Source organism: Chakrabartyella piscis, assembly GCA_030067835.1.
Classification (GTDB): Bacteria; Bacillota; Clostridia; order Lachnospirales; family Anaerotignaceae; genus Chakrabartyella; species Chakrabartyella piscis.
Genome location: CP092441.1, coordinates 1,486,942 through 1,507,773, shown reverse-complemented (window position 1 = coordinate 1,507,773; position 20,832 = coordinate 1,486,942). Strand labels below are relative to the sequence as shown.

The following is a 20,832-nucleotide window of genomic DNA, read 5'->3' as shown; positions in this document are numbered from 1 at the left end:
TATTTAGTTGTAAAATGGACGTGAAAAAAGCACCTATTGACTTTGAATCAATAAGTGCTTCGTTGGGTTTATTTTGTGTATAATGATTTTTGGATTAGGTTAACTTGCAATATCACTTTCTTCAAATTGGCTATTGTAAAGTTCAGCATAAAAACCCTTTTTATCTAAAAGTTCATTATGACTTCCACTCTCTATAATATTTCCATCTTTCATAACCAAAATTACATCTGCATTTTTAATAGTGGATAATCTGTGAGCGATGATAAATGAAGTTTTACCTTGCGATAATTTATCCATCGCCTTTCCAATTAACAGTTCTGTTCTTGTATCAACCGAGCTTGTAGCTTCGTCTAAAATAATCAGCTCGGATTTTTTAACCATAGCACGAGCAATTGTGAGTAATTGTTTTTCACCTGTTGACAATGTAGCATTGCTCATAATTGTGTTATATCCTTTTGGCATTGTCTTAATAGTGTGATGAATACCAACAGACTTGCATGCCTCAATAATTTCATCTTCGGAAACATCTTGATTATACGCAATGTTTTCTATGATACTACCTTCAAACATCCAAGTATCCTGTAAAACCATTGAGAAGGCATTGTGTAAACTTTCCCTTGTTATCGAGCTAATTGGAATGCCATCAATGGCAATTACACCACTACTAACTTCATAGAAACGCATAAGCAGATTCACCATTGTTGTTTTACCTGCACCTGTAGGCCCTACAATTGCAACTTTCTCACCAGCCTTTATCTCTGCGCTAAAGTCTGTGATAATCATTTTTTCTGGTTTATATCCAAATGCTACATTTTTAAAGCTAACATCACCTTTAATATTTTTAATATTTACAGTGTGATTTGTTTCTTGTGAAAGTTCCTGTTCTTCCAAAAATTCAAACACACGCTCACTTGCCGCCGCAGCTGATTGTAGTGTTGTGAGCGATTGTCCAAGGGTTGCAAGTGGTTGAGTAAATATGCGAATATATAACATAAATGCTACAATTATGCCAAAGGAAATGCTTCCGTTAATCACCAATAACGCACCAACAACACACACAACAACATACGCAAAATCACCTGTGAAATTCATAATAGGCATCATCATACCAGACAAAAATTGTGCTTTCCATGCTGATTGGTATAGTTTTTCATTTTTTTCTTGAAAGTGCTTTTCTACAAACTCTTCTTTGTTATATGCCTTTACAATTGAGTGCCCTGTGTAAGTTTCTTCAACGTGTCCATTTAAGTTACCTAATCTACCTTGCTGTTGAATAAAATATTTTTGAGATTTACTAATAATAATTCCGATAAGTGAAAATCCAAGCAATGTAGAAAGCAGACCCGATACTCCCATAACCCAGTTTGTGTATAGCATAAGAATTAATGCTCCACTAAAGTTTAAAACACCACTAAAAATTGTGGACATACTTTGGTTTAAACTTGTTCCTATTGTGTCAATGTCGTTTACAAAACGACTTAATGTGTCGCCATAAGGGTTACCATCAAAATAAGCAAGTGGTAAACGATTTATTTTACTTGTCATTTCGGTACGTAGTTTTTTACAAATTTTTTGAGAAACAACAGCCATGATACCACCTTGTAGGTATCCAAAAATAAGGCTTAATCCGTAAAAAATAACTAGTAAAATACCAATACTTGATACTGCTTCTAAATCAATACCGTCTGACATGCCTGCTAAAATTAGATTTGTAATTTCAGCTAGCTTGCTAGGTCCCATAAGAGATAATATAGCTGATGAGATTGCTAGGACAATCGCAATCACCATAAAGACTGCGTGTTTTCCACAATATTTAAATAATTTTTTTAGGCTGCCTGTAAAGTCTTTCGCCTTATCTCCAGGACGTCCACCTGCACCAGGAGGACCGCCTAAATTTGGTCCTGCGCCTCGTGTTTTATTTTCTTGACTATGCATGATTTAATTCCTCCTTAGAAAGTTGAGATTCCGCAATTTCACGATATAGTTCATTCTGCGATAACAAATCTCTATGTTTTCCAATTCCTGCTACTCGGCCTTGATCTATCACAATAATTTGGTCAGCATCTTTGACTGTGCTAATTCTTTGTGCAATAAATAATTTTGTTGCGCCTTCTGTTTCTGATTTAAGTTTTTCTCTAAGCACTCTATCTGTTCTATAATCAAGTGCTGAGAAACAGTCGTCAAACATATATATTTCAGCGTTTTTATATAAAGCACGAGCAATTGAAACTCTTTGTTTTTGTCCACCCGAAAGATTAAGACCACCTTGAGATACTTTGCCAGCAAAGCCGATTTTATCTACGAAATCTTTCGCTTGAGCTATTTCTACAGCTTTATTTAATCTATCTGTTGATATATTTTCTTCTATACCAAAAGCAATATTTGAAGTGATATCCCCATTAAATAATACAGCAGTTTGAGAAACATAACCAAGTTTTTCACGCAGTGCGTGCTGTGTATATTCTTTAACATTAATGCCATTAATCAAAATTTCGCCTTTCGTAACGTCGTAATTACGCAAAATTAGTTTAGTAATTGTGCTTTTACCACTGCCTGTTGCACCGATAAAGGCTACAGTTTCGCCTTTTTTGACCTTAAACGAAACATTTTCCAATACATTCTCATCGCTTTCTCCATAGGAAAATGATACATTTTTGAATTCAAGGGCTACAGGGAAAGTAGTATCCCCATTCTTCTTTGAACCATCATGAATGTTATTTTCAAAATTAATCACTTCATTGATACGAGAAAGTGCAACAAGAGTACGAGGCATCATCATAAAAATTATTGTAAGTACCATAAATGATAAAATAATCATAATAGAATAAGATGAAAAAACCACCATATCAGAAAAAATAGCCAGTGCCGCATCTGGACTATTTGATGAACTAATTAAAGCAGCACCTACCCAGTAGACCGCAAGTGTAATTCCTGACATTAAACTTGATAAAAATGGACTTAAAAATGCCATTGTAGCGTTTACAAATGAGTTTGTTTTTGCTACATCTTGGTTTGTTGCTTCAAACTTGTCTTCATGATAACTTTCCGCGTTGTAAGCTCGTACCACTCTAACGCCTGTTAGGTGTTCATTCGTAACCGTGTTAAGTCTATCAATTATCTTTTGCAATCTTTTTGATTTTGGAACTGTTAGCGTTAAAAGGATTGATATAACACACAAAAATGTAATGGATGCAATAATCGTAATTAAAGAAAACGATGGGTTGTTGGTGGAAATTTTGCTAAGTGCAAATATGCACATAAATGGAGCTCTAATAAATATTACAAACCCCATACAAAGAGTAGTTTGAATTTGAGTAATATCGTTCGTTGTACGTGTTATTAAACTTGCAGTTGAAAAGTTAGTAATATCTGCCATGGAAAATGAACTTACTTTTGTATAGACATCGTTTCTCATTCGCATACATACTTTGGTTGCTACTTTTGCTGCACAAAATCCTGTTAAGAACGTAATTGCTAAACTGGAAAACGAACAAAGCAACATGTAACCACCGACAGTTAAAATTTCTGCTATTTCACTGCCCTCCGTTTGCACTAAAGTTGTAACTTCGCTCATGTATTCTGGGATTTTCAAATCCAACAACACTTGAATGATTACAAACACTATGGTTACTGCTAAAAAGATCCATTCTTTTTTTGTAAAACTTTTAAATACTCTAGACATTTTGTTCTCCTAACTTGCTAATTGGTTATCTTGATAAGTAAAACAAACAGTGTTTGTTTTTCTTCTTCTGTAAGCTTTTCAAACAATTCGTTCTCAAGCTCGTCTATATATTTGGCAGTAGCTTCTACACAAGATTTTCCAAGCTCTGTTAACTCAAGTAATTTTATTCTTTTATCCGTCTTAGCAGTAAATGTTTTCACAAAGCCTCGAGCCTCAAGACGTGAAATCATACTAGCGGCACTGGATTGGGCAACTTTTGAAATAGTTTCTATTTCTTTATAAGATGCTTGAAATTCTTCTTTATGTCTTAAGTACACCAAAATATGACATTGTGATAATGTAAGACCAAAATCTTTTAATTTTGAATTTCCATTTTTTTCGATCATCTCTCCAATTTGCTTAAACCAATGTAAAAAGTTATTATTATATTCCATAATTTCTCCTTTCTTCCTTCATAATAAATTTACTTACTAAGATAGTATAACATATTAATAGCATACTGTCAATAGAATGCTATTAATATAACGCTGTTGATTATTGACGTGAATATGGTATACTGTAAGAAAAAGAACGGAAGTGAAACTATGCTAACAGAACTTACTTTAGGCGAAAAACTCAAAGATTTAAGGCTTGCAAAAGGCTTTAAGAACACTGATGACCTTGCAAAAGCTGTAAATATTCCTAAAACAACTCTCAACGACTATGAAAATGACGATAAAAATCAAGATGTAGGCTATTATAATCTAACTACCCTTGCAAAGTTCTATGATGTGTCTATGGACTGGCTGTTAGGATTATCCAGTGTTGAAAAGCACTTGAATACAGCATGTAGCAATTTAGGACTTAGCGACACTGCAATAGATGTTCTAAAATCAGAATATATCAACTTACGTTTGCTCTCTGAAATAATAGAACACCCACATTTTTCTGATTTAATGGCTGATATTGAACTGTACGTTGACAGTGTTATATCAATGCAGATTAGTTCCATAAATTCGGTAGCACAAACAGCTAAGGACAAAATCAAAGGCGAATACAATCCAAGTGACAAGGAATATATTTTACACTCCCTTGAATGTGCAAAAATCAAAGAAGATAGGTATTTTCACTCACTGATACACGAAGATGTTGACTTGATCGCTGACGATATACGCAAATCCCATAAAAGCAACAAGAAAGATACAAGTGTCGCCAATGATGAAAATGCAGGCATAACCATTTTATCAAACCTACTGAATAAATTAAGTGGTCTGCAAGGCAACAAGGACGAAATGATGTTACAGCTTATCCCAGTTATCTTTGGTGTTGAATTACATAAATTAACGAATATGGAACGCAATACATTAAAAATTCTGTTCCAAAAAGGACAGAAGAACTTGAAAAAGCTATAAAATTAATGCAAAACAGCTAACTGACTTGATTGTCGGTTAGCTGTTTTACTTTTATGCGTAAACTATATCAGAAAAAATAACTTCCTCAACCTGTGCCATAATATTATTCATTCGACCTACCCATTCAAGCTGATTTGACATTTTGAGTTCATCGGTTACACCTTGTTCAGCTTTTAGCGTAGGTATCATTGTATCTAACAAATGCTGTGCCTGTTTATCAATTTCATTCAAATGTGGTACCAGCTTTTCACTAAGTAGTAAATGATTAAACAATGGACTATGTTGTTCCATCAGCCATGCTTTTCTCATTCGTCCGTACTTGCCAAGTTGTTTATAGTTTTCATTATCCAGTTTAATATTAGGGATAAAGTAATCTCCATTTTTGCTATAAGTTAAATTCATATTCGTTACCTCTTTCAATTTAAGATTTTCACATCAAGCAATTTCTTTGTCTTTTCTCTTAAATTCTGCCCTTGATTTTTCCCTTATCATTCCCACAAAAGCTAGTGAAACGATATAACAAGTAACTCGCCTTGCAGTATGTGCCTTTGAAGAAATATAAGTAAAATCAAGTGTTTTCAAAGGTAATATAGCATTTTAAGATAGTCTGTGAAACCTTATAACAAGTAGGTGTTAGAATATAAATAATCTTCATTTCTGAATGCACCAATCCTCATATCATACCAGTAGATATTTATCAAAAAACCTCTTCTACCTTTTCCAAATACAAAGGTATATGTTCATATCGTTCGTGTAAAGTGACAAATTGTTCTTTGATTGTTTGGTTATCTGCTGTATATTGGATGACCACAGTTCCCCCATCCGGACAATTCAGCCAAATATTATCATCAACCATTTCAATATCATAGTACAAAGTCAAAAATCTTAAGTTTGTATTGTAAAATGCGAATGCTCCAATTTCTTTGATATTTTTTGACATATGGATATTGGTAAGTCCACTTGCAAAAAAGGCATTTCCGTCAATAACTGTAACTGAATCTGGCAACACCACAGAATACGATTCTTCTATTTCAGCAAAAGCATATTTCCCTATTTTTTTGATGCCTTCTGGAACCACCACCATTTTATCATTCCCCAGATACTGATATAAAATCCCATCTCCCAATACAACAAATTCACTTTTCTGATTGATTTCCCAAGGGTTTTCTGACAAGATTTCCATTCCTAAATTTTGTATACCATCAGGCAAAGTAAACTCTGCAATTTGATTATTTGCAAAAGCATAGTTACCGATCTCTTGCAAGCCTTCTGGTAATTGTACTTTTGCAATTTGATTGTATGCAAAAGCGTATTCATCAATGCATCCCACCGAATCTGGTATCATAAGTTGTAGTATCTGATTGTTTGCAAAAGCTTTTCTCTCAATTTTTTGCAAATTTTCTGACAACTGCAATTGTGTGATTTGATTATCTCGAAAAGCAGATTCTCCAATGGTTTCCACGAAATCTGGCAATGCCAAATGTACAATTTTGTTTTCAGCAAAAGCACTTTCTCCAATGGATTGAATGGTGTCTGGTAATTCCAATTCCTCTATAGAATTTCTAAAAAATGCATCATCGGCAATTTGATCCAATGTACTAGGCAATTGGACTGTAGTGATTTGATTATACGAAAAAGCAGAATTCCCGATTTCTGTGACCGTATCTGGAAGGTCTAGTTTTTGTATGTGATTCTCAAAAAATGCACCATAACCAATGGTCAGAAGTCCTTCTGGGAATATCACTTCCTCCAATTCGTTGTCCGAAAATGCCTGTTCGCCAATATGCTCCAAGGTACTCGGCAAAATCACCTCTGTCAATTCATGCATCTTAAAGACACGCCCTCCTACACATCGAACACCATCTGGGATTGTAATCTTCTGATCTGTACCATTGTATTTAATGAGAATACCATCGCCAACTATAGCAAATTCTTCTGTCATTTCATCATACCAAGGAGTTTCTGCAAATATAGTTGCAGATAGTGCAATATCTTTCTCTGGCAAAATCACTTCTATAAGTGGATTTTGTGCAAATGACCAATTGCCAATTTCTTCTATGGAATCTGGTAATGTGATGGATGTAACTCCTTCAAAAGCCCCCTTAAATGCAGAAGCTCCAATGACACGCAGTTGATTGCCAAAGTGAATTTTTTCCAAATCCATATATGAAAATGCATCATCTCCAATCTCCAAAAGAGAATCTGGCAACACAAGTTCTGTGAAATCACATCCACTAAACGCATTCATCTCAATGACCTCAACACCTTCTGGAATTTCAATTTCTGTCAGCCATGTTTGATTAAATGCCCACTCACCAATAATTTTCACGGTGTTTGGAATCAAAACCGTGTCCAATGGAATATATGCAAATGCTTCTTTTCCAATTTCTGTAATGCCATATGGAATTTCCACCACAGGATCTTTACCCAAATATTCCAATAAAATTGTTCCATCCTGTACCAAAAAAACATCATTTACAATTTCTGTATTTTCTGGTAATGCTTCCTCTAAATCTTCAGAAACTTCTACCAGTTCTGTGGTATAGGCATACATAGGTGCATCATTTTCTATTTCTACACTGCAAGGATTTCCCAAGAATGCACTTCCTTCTATATAAACATTCTCATCCGATACCTTTACAGACACAATCTCATTATTGCGAAATGCATTTTCTTCTATAATTTCTATGGAATCTTGCAGTTTGATTTCTGTAATTTGATTATTTTGGAATGCACCAGCTCCAATATAGGTCAATGTGTTTGGAAAAGATACCTTCTCAATGTTTTTGCCATCAAATACCCCATTTTTGATATGTGTAACACCTTTTGGAATTTTGATGCTGCCACCATCGCCATTGTAGGCAATCACAGTATATCCTTCCAACTGATAATCACGAGCCAAAAATAAAGTCAAATCACCACGAAATAAACTCAAAGACATCACCACAACGCCCAAAGCCACCACTACTGTTTTCTTTTTGGAAACTGCCAAATAGTCCTTTTCTTTTGGATTAACCCATATTCGTTTCTTTACTTTTTTAAGACTCCTCAACCCATAAATCATTGTGAAACATCCTGGTATCCAAAAATACCAAAAGTATACCAATAGTATCATAATAACGATGCTTGGAGAAGCGTCCATACTTGCAAGCCCTCCTGACGTAGCACCTGTATTTGATACAGGGTGTGTCACCCATTCACCATATATCATACCACAACAAAACAGCATATTTACAGAAGCAAACATCAACTGTGCTGGTAAAATCCATCGAAATATAGTTGCCACTTTCTTTTGACATAAAACAACTTGTATGATACAAAATACCACCCATACATAAAAAGTTATCGTAGACCATTTTTCTTGTGGTATGTATTGATAAAATGGATATTGTATGAGTGAATTCATCATCGCCATCAAAACAGCTCCCAATCCGCCCAAAAAGCCAAGAAGTATTCCACATTTTTTATGATTGTGTATCTGCCATTGTATGAAACATACAACAGACATAACAATCATAGCAATTTTAAATATAATCCAAAAATGCTCTGGCAATATGATATACACCAGTTCCTGCATTTCCCAAAGTGCACCCAAAGTTGGCGATGCAATCAATATACTCAACCAAACACCAATATGGTAGGATTGAATTCTTTTGATATTGGTTCCCACCAAAAACACCTGCAATGTGGTAAATAGAAACATATATACGAACAAAACACCGATTTCCAGCATAAATATCCTCCTTTTTGACACAAAATCAACTCTATATTCATGATATACAATCAGTATAGCATAAATATTCCTCGTTAAATTTTAAGATTATTTTAATGTTACATTTGCAAACATCAAAAAAAGCCTCCACAAAAGTGAAAGCTTTACAGCTGATGATGAGAATCGAACTCACAACCTTCTCATTACGAGTGAGATGCTCTGCCTTTGAGCCACATCAGCCCATTATAAAGCGAAGAAAGCACACTGAATTCCTTCCTTATATAACAGAATAATTATACCATTTTCACAAGAAAAATGCAATAAAAACACTTTCCTAATAACATTTGCTATTTTAATAAAATATATTGTTTTTTTATACAAAAAGTTGTACACTGGTATGAATATTAGAAAAGGAGGCATATTATGTCAAAAAAATCAAAAATGTTACTTTGTGCTTGCATCACTGTATTGTTCTGGGCATCTGCATTCCCCATGACTAAAGTTGCACAAGCGCACTTTACCCCTATACCATTGGCTTTTGTACGTTGCACTGTAGCGTCTACAGTATTGTTGATTGCTGGATTCATCAATAAAATCAAAATACCCAAAAAGAAAGATATTCCTCTTTTCTTAATGACAGGTGCTGGTGGATTTGGTGTATACATGATTGCATTCAACACAGGTCTTCTGACCATCACTGCTGCAACCTCTAGTATCATCATTGCAATCACACCCATCATTACAGCTGCTGTTGGTACTGTTGTATATAAAGAAAAAATCAAACCTTTGGGTTGGGTTGCCATAGCTTCTGCTTTCATTGGGGTTTTGGTACTTTTGCTTTGGGATGGTATTCTTTCATTGAATATCGGAACTTTACTGACATTATTTGCAGCTTTTGTGTTCAGTGCATATCATCTTGTTAGCCGTAAATTATTACAACGTGGGTATACTTCATTGGAAATCACTACATATAGCATCTTCTTTGGTGCTTTGATGTGTAGTTATGCAGCTCCTGCTGGTTTTGCAGAACTTTCTACTGCAAATGTAAGTGAAATTGGTGCTCTTGTCTTTTTGGCAATGGTTCCAAGTGCGATGGCATTCTTCTTATGGGGCAAAGCATTGTCCTATGCAGAAAAAACCAGTGATGTCACCAACTTTATGTTTGTAACTCCACTCTTATCTACCATTATGGGCTTTATTCTTTTGGGTGAAGTTCCAAATCTTGGTAGTTTAATTGGTGGTGTCATTATCGTTGCAAGCATTGTTACATTCAACAAAGTTGCATTCAATTGATTCTATGAATATGAAAATCCCGTCTGCCAGTGATTTGGTAGATGGGATTTTTTGTATCTAAATGCAATTATGCTTCTGTTAATTTACTTTTAACAATTGCTTCTACCCTTGTGTGTAAAGCATTTTGTTCTTCACGACTCATACCAGCAACCACAATTGGTTCATGGATATACACATCCACATGTGCTGGTTTGATTTTATTATTATTGGATTCCATCAATTTGTAAGAACCACAAATGGTCACTGGTACAATGGGTACATTGGATTTGGTTGCCAACTTGAAGCTACCTGCCTTAAATTCACCCATAGGTCCACCTTTTGCTCTGGTACCTTCTGGAAATACCACCATGGAATATCCTTCTTTTAGAATACCAATGGCTTCTATAATGGTTTTCATGGATTGTTTCATATCGTTTCTATCAAGGAACACACAGCGAATTGCTTTCATCCAGTCACGAATCAGTGGTAGTTTTGTGGTTTCGATTTTTGCAACAAAGCCCACTCGTTTTGGAATTTTAGCAATAAAAATAGGAATGTCGAAGTTTCCTTGGTGATTGCTGACAAACAACACATTGATGTCCTGTGGAATACGCTCTGGATTGTGAATTACAATATCTGCACCAGAATCCACCAAACGTCCAGCTGCCCATTTTTCAACCACTGGAAATACAAAGTCATCATAGGCTTGTTGTCCTTCTTTTTCCAATATTGTGGCACTTTTTTTCAGTTTCGGTGTAATTACCACCAAGTCTATGATAAACTTACCATACCAAACAATAGAACGTAACATATAAACCCTCCTTGAATATATCAACCAAGTGTATGGTTGCACTCTCATTTTACTAAAGTTACAATAGATTTATTATATCACAGAAAACATCATTGTAAAATCACATTTTTTGTTGTAAAATCAATAAGATATACAATATAGTGAAGAACTAAGAGTGAATAGTGAAGATTTTGAAGTGTTTCAAATGAAATATGCATTTGTAGGATTGATTCACGGATCAATCGAAACCAAGATTCTTCGTCGCTATGCTCCTCTGAATGACAGTGCGTTGGCGTATGCTTTTGTAGGGGATGGCGTCCTCGACATCTCTCCATGAAATGCCACAAAACATTAATTTCTAATTGTAACAACGGATGACGAAACGTCACCCCTACAAAATAGCAGACGTTACTATACAAAACAAGCATACTAGAAAAAATTCAAAATATATAAAGAAAGAGGTTCCCCATGGAAGAAAAGAAAGAACACAAGCGCCGTGTACGATACAGCGGTACACATCCAAAAAAATTCAGTGAAAAATACAAAGAACACCAACCAGAAAAATACAAAGATGTGGTAGAAAAAGTGATTTCCAAAGGCAGTACCCCTGCTGGTACACACATTTCCATTATGGTCAATGAAATTTTGGATTTCTTGCAGATTCAAGAAGGTCAAATTGGTTTGGATGCTACCCTCGGTTTTGGTGGACACACCTTAGAAATGATGAAATGTTTACATGGTAAAGGTCATCACCATGCTTTGGACATTGACCCCATCGAAATTGAAAAAACAAAAAAACGTTTGTTAGATTTGGGTTATGGAGAAGAAATTTTGACCATCCATCACATGAACTTTGCAGAAATCGAAACTTTAATTGAAACAACAGGCAAATTCGATTACATCTTGGCAGACCTTGGTGTTTCATCCATGCAAATTGATAATCCTGAACGTGGATTTTCCTTCAAAGTAGAAGGTCCATTGGATTTGCGTTTGAACCCACAAAGAGGCATTTCAGCAGCCGAACGTTTGCAAAATATCGACTTAGAAGAATTGACTGGAATGCTCATTGAAAATGCAGATGAACCTTATGCAGAACAAATTGCCAGAAAAATCATTTCCACTTTGAAAAAAGGCAAGAAAATAGAAACCACAACTGCTTTGAAAGAAGCCATTGAAGGTGCTCTATTCTTCATCCCAGAAAAAGAACGCAAAGAAGCAATTAAAAAATCCTGTCAACGTACTTTTCAAGCATTGCGTATTGATGTTAACCAAGAATTTGAAGTACTTCACACCTTCCTTGAAAAATTGCCTTTGATTTTGGCAAAAAATGGACGTGTTGCTATTCTAACCTTCCATTCAGGTGAAGACCGACTTGTCAAAAAGTCCTTCAAGGAATTGGAGAAACAAGGAATTTACTTGGAAGTGGCAAAGGATGTTGTACGTCCATCTGCTACAGAATGCAACCGTAATCCACGTGCAAGATCTACAAAAATGCGTTGGGCTATTATGGCATAAATTGTTGACTTTTGTGGAATTTGATAGTACGATATAACGCAATAGGTTGTATCTGTTTCCATACAAAACGAACTATGTATGAGCCATAAACATATAGTATATAACAAGGGGTTCTTTTTTGAGAGGAGATTTTCTGTGGGGATATTGGTGAAATATTTTGGCAATCGTAAAATTGCATTGTTTATTTTATTGGTGGCATTTGTTGCCTTTGGTAATGGTTTGTGTGATGCTGTTTTGTCCAATTATTACAAAGAAGTGTATTTTGTAGATGCAATACAACGTGCTTTTATTGAGTTTCCCCGTGAATTACCAGGGATGCTTTGTGTCGTTGTAATCGCCTTGCTTTCCTTTTTGGGTGATATGCGTATCGCATTGATTGCACAAGTTTTGGCAAGTATTGGTCTTTTGATTTTGGGTATCTTTACACCATCTTTTACCATTATGTTGATTTTTTTATTCATCTACTCTTTGGGGATGCATTTGTTTATGCCATTGTCTGACTCCATTGGTATGTCTTTGGCAGAACCTGAACATGTAGGCAAACGTGTTGGTCAATATGGTAGTACAAAAACTGCTTTTACTTTTGTTTCAGGTTTGGTTGCGTTTATTGGATTTCGTATGAATTGGCTTTCTTTCCAATCAGATATCAAATGGGTATTTCTGTTGGCTTGTATTGCTTTTGTTGGTGCAACCATTGTAGCTTATCATTTATTGCAAGAAACAAAAGGCACTTTGAAGTCCTCCACAAAGAAAAAATTCTCTTTTGTATTGCGTAAAGAATATAAATTATATTACATTCTTACCATTTTAAATGGTGTACAAAAACAAATTGCTTATGTATTTGGCTCTTGGGTTGTCATTGATTTGTTGGCAAAAGGTGCCGATACCATGTCACTGTTGATTATTTTGGCTGGTTTCTTAGGTATGTTCTTCTTCCGCTATGTTGGAAAATGGATTGATACCAAAGGGATTCGTTTTATGATGTATCTGGATGCTTTGAGCTTTATTTTTGTATATAGCTTATATGGTTTTGTGGTTTGGAGCATTTCTGACAACTGGTTCCCTGATGCAAAATGGGCTGCTCTTGTGGTATATACCCTATTCGTTTTGGATCGTTTGTCTATGCAAGTGGGTATCATCAAATCTGTGTATTTGCGTAGCGTTGCAGTACAACCAGAAGATGTAACTGGTGCATTGTCCACCGGTTTGAGTTTGGATCACTTGGTTTCCATTGTTGCAGCACAAATCAGTGGTTTCATCTGGGTGCAATTTGGTCCACAATGGGTATTCTTCTTTGCAGCATTCTTATCACTCGGTAATTTATATGTTGCATCCCTAGTTCCAAAAGAACAAAAGGCATAATATACTAACTTGAAATCAGGATTCCGTCTGCGGATTAAAGTCTGCGACGCTGAAAAGATAATGAGTTTTTTTGGCTTTCTAACATCCTCACAATGGTTGGGGATGTTTTCTTTATCCATTTGATAGCTTAAGAATACTGAAAGAATTACCCAAAACCTCAAAAACCACGCAATATCAACCTTTTCAGACATTTTTGCAAGATACACATCAATAGGAATATCATTGACATTCGTTTTGAATGGAGTATAATGTAATGAATATGTGATGTAATTTATGGAAAGAATAGAAATGCGATAAGAAGCCAATTGAAGGAGAATATAATGAAAATTAACGGTTTAACAGATCCAGAAGTGGAACTTTCACGAAAGCAAAACGGCTCCAATGCAATTCCGGAATCAGAACCTACTACGTTTTTGCAAGAATTTAAGAAAACCTTTGGCGATCCAATGATTCGTGTATTGTTGGTGATTGCTATTTTGATGATGGTCATGTTCTTCTTTGGCTATTCTGAAATTTATGAACCAGCTGGTACTGCTCTTGCAATTTTGATTGTGGCTTTTGTCACTGCAAAAACAGGCGTTGCCAGTGATACCAAGTATAGACAATTGAAAAACGATGCCAAAAAAGACCAATGTAAGGTATATCGCAATGGTCAAATCACTGTTATTGATGTGGATGCTGTTGTAGTTGGGGATCAAGTTTTGTTGCAATCAGGCGATAAAGTGCCAGCAGATGGTGTTATGATTTCTGGTGGTTTTACCATCGACAATTCTGCTCTCAATGGCGAAACAGAAGAATGTAAAAAAACACCAGCTGATGATTCCTTCCAAATGGCAGAAAAGCTATCTGGTGATACTTTTGTGGATGCCCATTCCTTGTTTAGAGGAACTGTTGTCTTTGATGGTGAGGGTGTTTTGGATGTTCGACGTGTTGGTTTGCAAACCATGATGGGTAAAATGGCAGAAGAAATGCAAGATGCAGAGCCAGATTCCCCTCTCAAAATCAAAATGGCTAAATTGGCACATCAAATTTCCACCTTTGGATATATTGGTGCCATTGCAATTGCTGCTTTGTATGTGATTCATTTCATTATGATGGCTGGTGGTCCTTCCATTTACTTTGCCCAAGAAATCCCTATCATCTTGACTGATTTTGTAGATGCTGTGGCTTTGGCTGTTGTCATTATTGTATGTGCAGTTCCAGAAGGTTTGCCACTGATGATTTCTTTGGTTTTGATGCAAAATACAAGCAAAATGTTGGATCACAACGTTCTTGTACGTAAAGCAGAAGGCATTGAAACTGCTGGTGCTTTGAATATCTTGTTCAGTGACAAAACGGGTACCATCACAAAAGGTATGTTGGAAGTGGTTGAGTTCTTCACTGCTGATGGTGAAAATGTAGACATCCAATCTTGTGATGTTTTGAATACACCTCTTACTTTGGCAATTGCAAAAAACACACAATCTATGTTTGATGATCGACATATGGTCATTGGTGGCAATCCAACAGACCAAGCACTTATGAAATTCATTGGTGAAGAAACTTACAACAAAATGAAAACAGACACAAGCATTGTGGTTTCTGCTTCCCAAAGTTTCAATTCTGCAAATAAGTTTAGCCAAGCAGAAATTGCTGGTAGAACATACTACAAAGGGGCTCCTGAACGTCTTTTGAAAGAAAATTGCAAATATATGGACAAAGATGGCAACATCCAACCTGTAGATTTTGCAGTTCTCAATGCCAAAATTGATGGTTTGGCTACAAAAGCAATGCGTGTGTTGTCCTTTGGATATGTAGAACAAACTATGGAAAAAGATAAAATCCATGAAAATATCGTTATCATTGGTTTGGTTGGGATTCGTGATGATGTGCGTGCAGAAGCAAGAGACGCCATTATTGATGTACAAGATGCTGGTGTACAAGTGGTTATGATTACAGGTGACCGTTTGGAAACAGCTGTTGCCATTGCAAAGGATGCTGGTCTTGTAACCAGTGACACTGACGTAACCCTATCCTCTGCTATGCTTGGCGAAATGACCGATGAAGAAGTCAAAGCCATCATACCACGTATTCGTGTCATTGCTCGTGCATTGCCAACGGATAAATCTCGTATGGTACGTTTGTGTCAAGAAATGAACCTTGTGGTGGGTATGACAGGTGATGGTGTCAACGATTCTCCAGCTCTGAAACGTGCTGATGTTGGTTTTGCAATGGGTAGCGGTACCGAAGCAGCAAAAGAAGCTGGTAAAATCGTTATTTTGGATGATAACTTTGCATCCATTAGAAATGCCATTTGGTATGGTAGAACCATTTATCATAATATTTTGAAATTCTGCAAGTTCCAATTGGTGATCAATGTTGTGGCTGTTGTAGTCAGTGCCATTGCACCTTTCCTTGGAGTTGGTGAACCACTCAAAGTAACCCATTTGCTCTTTGTCAACTTGGTTATGGATGGTTTGGGTGCCATTATGCTTGGTAACGAACCTGCTTTGGAAAAATATATGGATGAAAAACCACGAAATAAAAACGATGGTATCATCAGTAAAGAAATGTTGATGCAAATTCTCACTATGGGTGCTTGGATGATTTTGGTTAGCTTTGCTTTCTTGAAACTACCCTTCTTTGCCAATTTCTTTGCAAATGAAGCACAACATTTGACTGCATATTTCGTTTTGTTCATTGTAGGTGCTTTGTTCAATGGGTTCAATGTGCGTGATGACGGTTTTGGTATCTTCCGCAATTTAGGTGACAATCCCGGATTTATGCAAGTATTCATCGGTATCATTGCAATCCAAGCGTTGATTGTCAATGCTGCTGCTGTTCCATTTGTGGTTTGTCAATGGATTGGTGCAATGTTCAGTTGTGTTCCATTTGGAATCCAAGGATGGGTTGTGGTCTTTGTTTTGGCTGCTACTATGATTCCTGTGGATTTGATTCGAAAAGCTGTGATTCACCAAAAATAATGCATAGACAGCGGGTGGATATAGAATCCCCCCTACAAAAGGCAAACATATAGTATAAAAGGCGTATACTCCATGCAAACGAGTATACGCCTTTGTTTTATCTATTTGATTGATTATACAATTTCATATCCATTTTGTTGCAAAGTTACAATTGCTTTTTGGAAATGTTCTGTTTTGGTCAATACATAATCTGTATTAAAGGTGGAGACTGCAAAAATAGGCACCTCTACTTCAGCCAAAACCATTGCAATCTTTGCCAAAATTCCAACCAATCCAAAATCCAAAACACCTTGGATACGCAAACATTTCCAACCAGAATCCACTTCTATTGTATTGGATGGTACTTTTCTTACATCACAAACCAAAGAAATCTCTGCATCTGTTTTGCCAATGAAACAAAACGTATCTGTCATATCCACAAGAGATAAATCTTCTACTTTACACACTGCAAATTCTTGTTGCAATACTTGTAGTTGCATCATACAAGCTCCACCAAGCCTTTTTCATACAATCTTTGCAAAGACATCATAATCCCCAATTTTGCGTGATACCAAGTCAAACCGCCTTGGAAAAAGACTGCATATGGTTCTCTAATGGGAGCATCTGCACTGAGTTCAATGGATGAACCTTGGATGAAAGCACCAGCTGCCATAATGACATCTGAAACATATCCTGGCATTGCATAAGGTTCTGGAGTCACATAGCTATCCACAGGTGCTGCTTTTTGAATACCTTCACAAAATGCAATGACCCCTTCAGCAGTCCCCAATTCCACTGCTTGGATGATATCGTGTCTGGATTCTGTGCTATTTGGAATCACCTTAAATCCTAGTTTTTCATAAATATTGGCTGCAAAAATAGCGCCTTTGATTGCTCCAGAAACCACATTGGGAGCAAGGAAATATCCTTGGTACAAAGAACGCATCACATCTAAGCTGGCACCTACTTCTTGACCCAAACCTGGTGCAGACAAACGATATGCACAACGATCGATACAAGCTTGAATACCACAAATATATCCGCCAATGGGTGCCAAACCGCCACCTGGATTTTTAATCAAAGAGCCTACCATCATATCTGCTCCTACATCAGATGGTTCCATTTCTTCTACAAATTCACCATAACAATTATCCACCATACAAATGACAGATGGTTTGATTTTTTTGATGAAAGCAATCAGTTCACCAATTTGTTTTACCGAAAATGTAGGTCGCATTTGGTATCCTTTGGAACGTTGAATGGTGACCAATTTTGTTTTATCTGTAATGGCTTTTGCAATGTTATCATAATCAAAAGTGCCATCCAAAAGCAAATCCACTTGACGATAAGAAACGCCATATTCTGCCAAAGAACAAGGTGATTCTGTGATACCAATGATACGCTCCAATGTATCATAAGGTTTGCCTACTGGAGATAACAGTTCATCTCCTGGCAACAAGTTTGCAGACAATGCAATTGCCAAAGCATGTGTACCACAAGTGATTTGTGGACGCACCAAAGCCGCTTCTGTATGGAAACAAGATGCATATACCTTTTCCAAGGTGTCACGTCCCATATCGTTATACCCATAACCTGTGGTGCCAGCAAAACAAGTTGCATCCACTCTTTCTTTTTGCATTGCATGGATGACTTTCATTTGATTTTGTTCTGCAATTCGATCAATTTCTGTAAAACGTTCCGCCAAATCCTTTGCAATATCTTGACAAAAATCTTCTACTTCTTTGCAAATTCCCATTTCTTGATACATATTACCCATTTTTATCTTCTCCTTCTATCTATGAAACGACAGGTGCAAGCCCCTACCTACTAGTTTCTCATAAAATCTTTGATTTCTATACGACCACTGCCATCAGTGGCAAATACCAATTTTGCTGTTCCACGTTCTCCTGTTTGTGACAATGCCACATCCATATTGGGAATTTCTCCTTTTTCCAACAATTCTTTCATCATGGTTTCATTCAGTTCCAAACCATTGGTTTTGAGGCTATCTTTCCAAGCTGTAAATTTGCAACCACTTTTCCACTGGCTACAATAAAATCCTTTGGAATGCTCCAAAACATCACCCTTTTTACATACTGGGCATTTGCCCAATGTATTTTGAGGTGTTCGTTTTCCTTTGCCACCTCTTTTTTCTTCTGGGAAGGTGACATCCGTTTTGCGACTCTTGGCATCTCCCACCAAAAAACTGACATAGCGACTGATGCTTCCCATAAATTTCTCATCTTCCATAGTTCCTTTTGCAATGGAAGAAAGTCCTTTTTCCCATTTGCCTGTGGTTTGTGGTGATGACAATTCCTTTGGAACCACTGCTATCAAAGCCATACCTTTTTCTGTAGGAATCAAAGTTTTGCCTTTTCTAGTCAAATATCCAACAGAAAGCAAACGTTCTATAATGGCAGCTCTCGTTGCTGGTGTGCCAAGTCCGCTATCTTTCATTTGTTCCTTCAAGGTTTCATCTTCCACAAAGCGTCCTGCATTTTCCATTGCAGACAACAAACTACTTTCTGTATATGGTTTCGGTGCTGTAGTTTTCTTTTGCAATACTTCTGTTTTCACCATATCAAAGAGTTGATTCTTTGCAATTGGTGGTAATTTTTGTTCTTCTTGTGCTTTCTTCTTCGATGGTTTTGCTGGAATCAATGCTTTTTCTACACCTTTCCAACCTTCATTTGTCACAACTGTCCCTTTGGATAGGAATGTATCTTCTTGCACTGTAAAATACGCTTTTGTCACTTCATATTGATAAGCAGGATAAAATACACCAATGAATCTGGCTGCCACCAATAAGAATACGTTGCGTTCTTCTTCTGACACAGAATCCAATTTCCATCTGCCATCTGTCGGTATGATTGCGTGGTGGTCTGTCACTTTGCCATTGTCCACCAAACGTTTGGTAAATGTTAAATTACCCTTTGATTGCAATGGAGCAATGTATTTGCTGAAGGCTTCCATATTCCCCATCAAATTCATGGTTTTCTGTACTTTACCCTTCATATCATCACTGAGATATCTACTATCTGTTCTTGGATATGTAATCATTTTGCGTTTTTCATAAAGCGCCTGTGCAATGTCCAATGTTTTCTTTGCAGAATATCCAAATTTGGTGTTGCATTCCCTTTGCAATTCTGTCAAATCATAAAGAAGTGGTGGTAAAGTACGTTTTTCTTCTTGTTCCACACGTGAACAAACTGCCTTTTCCCCTTTGGTACGTTTTGCAATCTCCTGTGCAACTTCTTTTTTCTCAATTTTTGTTTGTTCTTCCTTGTCAATCCACATGGCTGTGAATCCATCCAAATCTCCTTGGACTTCAAAATATTCCTGTGGTACAAAAGCATTGATTTCCTTTTGTTTTTCTACAATCAAAGCAAGTGTCGGTGTTTGCACACGCCCAATGCTGAGAAGTACGTTATAACGTAATGTATAGGCTCTAGTGGCATTCATACCCACAAGCCAGTCTGCTTCTGACCTACATTTTGCTGACCGATACAACAAATCATATTCTTTACCATCTTTTAACTTTGCAAAACCTTCTTTGATGGCTTGTTCTGTCATACTGGAAATCCAAAGACGTTGAAATGGCTTCTTGCACTTGGTGATTTCATAGATATATCTGAAAATCAACTCCCCTTCACGTCCACTATCTGTTGCACATATCAAAGAATCCACTTCACTACTATTCATCCATTTGTGTAGGATTTTCAATTGACTTCTTGTTTTTGCAATGGCTTTCAATTCCATTGTATCTGGTAAAATGGGTAAAGTTGCAACATTCCATTTTTTGAATTTTTCATCATATTCTTCCGGTTCTTTCAAAGTCACCAAATGACCAATTGCCCAAGAAACCACGTATTTTTCACCCATCAAGCAACCATCGCCTTTTTGGTTGGCACCAACTGTTTTTGCAATGTCACGTGCCACAGATGGTTTTTCTGCTATAATCAAAATTTTACCCATTTTTTCACCTCAATTCATCAATCAATTTTTTACATATTTACGGGCGGATATGGAATCCGCCCCTACAAGTTGCATTATATCATTATTTTTCTTGTAAAGCAAACTTTCTATCTCCTAATATCATTGACATTTCTCACTTTTTCATATAAAATATACACATAGTTTTCAATACTACTACTTATTGTTATAAA

General features: G+C 36.4%; 14 protein-coding genes and 1 tRNA gene. 5 read left to right on the top strand and 10 right to left on the bottom strand.

Translation table 11 applies throughout. The annotated features are described in order from the left end of the window. Positions 1-99: 99 nt before the first annotated feature. The 3 genes from MJY40_RS06670 to MJY40_RS06660 are packed head-to-tail and all read right to left on the bottom strand — an operon-like array spanning position 100 to position 4,116. The gene (locus MJY40_RS06670; RefSeq protein WP_317856213.1) at positions 100-1,935 is read right to left on the bottom strand and encodes an ABC transporter ATP-binding protein; all 1,836 of its coding nucleotides are present in this window, start codon (positions 1,933-1,935) and stop codon (positions 100-102) included. After that, on the bottom strand, positions 1,928-3,682 hold the full coding sequence (locus MJY40_RS06665; protein ID WP_317856212.1) for an ABC transporter ATP-binding protein: 1,755 nt from the start codon (positions 3,680-3,682) through the stop codon (positions 1,928-1,930). Before MJY40_RS06665 ends, MJY40_RS06670 begins: the two co-directional genes overlap by 8 nt. A 17-nt stretch (positions 3,683-3,699) precedes the next feature. Continuing rightward, positions 3,700-4,116 (bottom strand): MarR family winged helix-turn-helix transcriptional regulator, encoded by a 417-nt coding sequence (locus MJY40_RS06660; RefSeq protein WP_317856211.1) that lies wholly within the window; start codon positions 4,114-4,116, stop codon positions 3,700-3,702. Between the two features lie 150 nt (positions 4,117-4,266). Between MJY40_RS06660 and MJY40_RS06655 the strand changes: the two genes are divergently transcribed. Then, positions 4,267-5,073, top strand: coding sequence for a helix-turn-helix domain-containing protein (locus MJY40_RS06655; RefSeq protein ID WP_317856210.1), 807 nt, complete (start codon positions 4,267-4,269; stop codon positions 5,071-5,073). A gap of 51 nt (positions 5,074-5,124) precedes the next feature. Here MJY40_RS06655 and MJY40_RS06650 read toward each other — a convergent pair whose 3' ends face one another. From MJY40_RS06650 to MJY40_RS06640, 3 genes are all read right to left on the bottom strand, one after another. Beyond that, positions 5,125-5,475 carry a TnpV protein gene (locus tag MJY40_RS06650; protein ID WP_317856209.1) on the bottom strand — a complete coding sequence of 117 codons (351 nt, stop codon included), beginning with the start codon at positions 5,473-5,475 and terminating at the stop codon, positions 5,125-5,127. Between the two features lie 295 nt (positions 5,476-5,770). After that, a complete protein-coding gene (locus tag MJY40_RS06645; RefSeq protein WP_317856208.1) occupies positions 5,771-8,806 on the bottom strand; it encodes a leucine-rich repeat domain-containing protein in 3,036 nt (1,011 codons plus the stop codon). A 147-nt stretch (positions 8,807-8,953) separates the two neighbouring features. Continuing rightward, positions 8,954-9,025: transfer RNA gene (locus MJY40_RS06640), tRNA-Thr, on the bottom strand. 183 nt (positions 9,026-9,208) lie between these two features. On the opposite strand from MJY40_RS06640, the gene MJY40_RS06635 reads away from it, so the two are divergent. Then, positions 9,209-10,078: a DMT family transporter gene (locus MJY40_RS06635; protein WP_317856207.1), complete on the top strand. Its 870-nt coding sequence runs from the start codon at positions 9,209-9,211 to the stop codon at positions 10,076-10,078. A 67-nt stretch (positions 10,079-10,145) separates the two neighbouring features. Here MJY40_RS06635 and MJY40_RS06630 read toward each other — a convergent pair whose 3' ends face one another. Continuing rightward, positions 10,146-10,868 (bottom strand): lysophospholipid acyltransferase family protein, encoded by a 723-nt coding sequence (locus MJY40_RS06630; RefSeq protein WP_317856206.1) that lies wholly within the window; start codon positions 10,866-10,868, stop codon positions 10,146-10,148. 447 nt (positions 10,869-11,315) lie between these two features. On the opposite strand from MJY40_RS06630, the gene rsmH reads away from it, so the two are divergent. The 3 genes from rsmH (at position 11,316) to MJY40_RS06615 (ending at position 16,687) form a co-directional block, all read left to right on the top strand. Then, a complete protein-coding gene (gene rsmH, locus MJY40_RS06625; protein ID WP_317856205.1) occupies positions 11,316-12,362 on the top strand; it encodes a 16S rRNA (cytosine(1402)-N(4))-methyltransferase RsmH in 1,047 nt (348 codons plus the stop codon). Between the two features lie 135 nt (positions 12,363-12,497). Beyond that, the gene (locus MJY40_RS06620; protein WP_317856204.1) at positions 12,498-13,724 is read left to right on the top strand and encodes an MFS transporter; all 1,227 of its coding nucleotides are present in this window, start codon (positions 12,498-12,500) and stop codon (positions 13,722-13,724) included. Between the two features lie 320 nt (positions 13,725-14,044). Then, positions 14,045-16,687, top strand: a complete 2,643-nt coding sequence (locus MJY40_RS06615) for a calcium-translocating P-type ATPase, PMCA-type (RefSeq protein WP_317856203.1) — start codon at positions 14,045-14,047, stop codon at positions 16,685-16,687. Between the two features lie 113 nt (positions 16,688-16,800). On the opposite strand, the gene MJY40_RS06610 is transcribed toward MJY40_RS06615, so the two are convergent. Genes MJY40_RS06610 through MJY40_RS06600 form a run of 3 tightly spaced genes read right to left on the bottom strand, consistent with a single transcriptional unit; the run spans position 16,801 to position 20,641 of the window. Further along, positions 16,801-17,166, bottom strand: coding sequence for an ACT domain-containing protein (locus tag MJY40_RS06610; RefSeq protein WP_317856424.1), 366 nt, complete (start codon positions 17,164-17,166; stop codon positions 16,801-16,803). Then, on the bottom strand, positions 17,166-18,443 hold the full coding sequence (locus MJY40_RS06605) for a methionine gamma-lyase family protein (protein ID WP_317856202.1): 1,278 nt from the start codon (positions 18,441-18,443) through the stop codon (positions 17,166-17,168). Before MJY40_RS06605 ends, MJY40_RS06610 begins: the two co-directional genes overlap by 1 nt. Positions 18,444-18,493: 50 nt before the next feature. Continuing rightward, a complete protein-coding gene (locus MJY40_RS06600) occupies positions 18,494-20,641 on the bottom strand; it encodes a DNA topoisomerase III (RefSeq protein WP_317856201.1) in 2,148 nt (715 codons plus the stop codon). Between the last annotated feature and the right edge of the window lie 191 nt (positions 20,642-20,832).

What these genes read in the sequence shown, in the direction of transcription:
- MJY40_RS06605 (WP_317856202.1), bottom strand. Translation starts at nt 18,443, where the DNA reads ATGGGTAATATGTATCAAGAAATGGGAATTTGCAAAGAAGTAGAAGAT.
- MJY40_RS06670 (WP_317856213.1), bottom strand. Translation starts at nt 1,935, where the DNA reads ATGCATAGTCAAGAAAATAAAACACGAGGCGCAGGACCAAATTTAGGC.
- MJY40_RS06665 (WP_317856212.1), bottom strand. Translation starts at nt 3,682, where the DNA reads ATGTCTAGAGTATTTAAAAGTTTTACAAAAAAAGAATGGATCTTTTTA.
- MJY40_RS06660 (WP_317856211.1), bottom strand. Translation starts at nt 4,116, where the DNA reads ATGGAATATAATAATAACTTTTTACATTGGTTTAAGCAAATTGGAGAG.
- MJY40_RS06630 (WP_317856206.1), bottom strand. Translation starts at nt 10,868, where the DNA reads ATGTTACGTTCTATTGTTTGGTATGGTAAGTTTATCATAGACTTGGTG.
- rsmH (WP_317856205.1), top strand. Translation starts at nt 11,316, where the DNA reads ATGGAAGAAAAGAAAGAACACAAGCGCCGTGTACGATACAGCGGTACA.
- MJY40_RS06600 (WP_317856201.1), bottom strand. Translation starts at nt 20,641, where the DNA reads ATGGGTAAAATTTTGATTATAGCAGAAAAACCATCTGTGGCACGTGAC.
- MJY40_RS06650 (WP_317856209.1), bottom strand. Translation starts at nt 5,475, where the DNA reads ATGAATTTAACTTATAGCAAAAATGGAGATTACTTTATCCCTAATATT.
- MJY40_RS06635 (WP_317856207.1), top strand. Translation starts at nt 9,209, where the DNA reads ATGTCAAAAAAATCAAAAATGTTACTTTGTGCTTGCATCACTGTATTG.
- MJY40_RS06645 (WP_317856208.1), bottom strand. Translation starts at nt 8,806, where the DNA reads ATGCTGGAAATCGGTGTTTTGTTCGTATATATGTTTCTATTTACCACA.
- MJY40_RS06615 (WP_317856203.1), top strand. Translation starts at nt 14,045, where the DNA reads ATGAAAATTAACGGTTTAACAGATCCAGAAGTGGAACTTTCACGAAAG.
- MJY40_RS06610 (WP_317856424.1), bottom strand. Translation starts at nt 17,166, where the DNA reads ATGCAACTACAAGTATTGCAACAAGAATTTGCAGTGTGTAAAGTAGAA.
- MJY40_RS06655 (WP_317856210.1), top strand. Translation starts at nt 4,267, where the DNA reads ATGCTAACAGAACTTACTTTAGGCGAAAAACTCAAAGATTTAAGGCTT.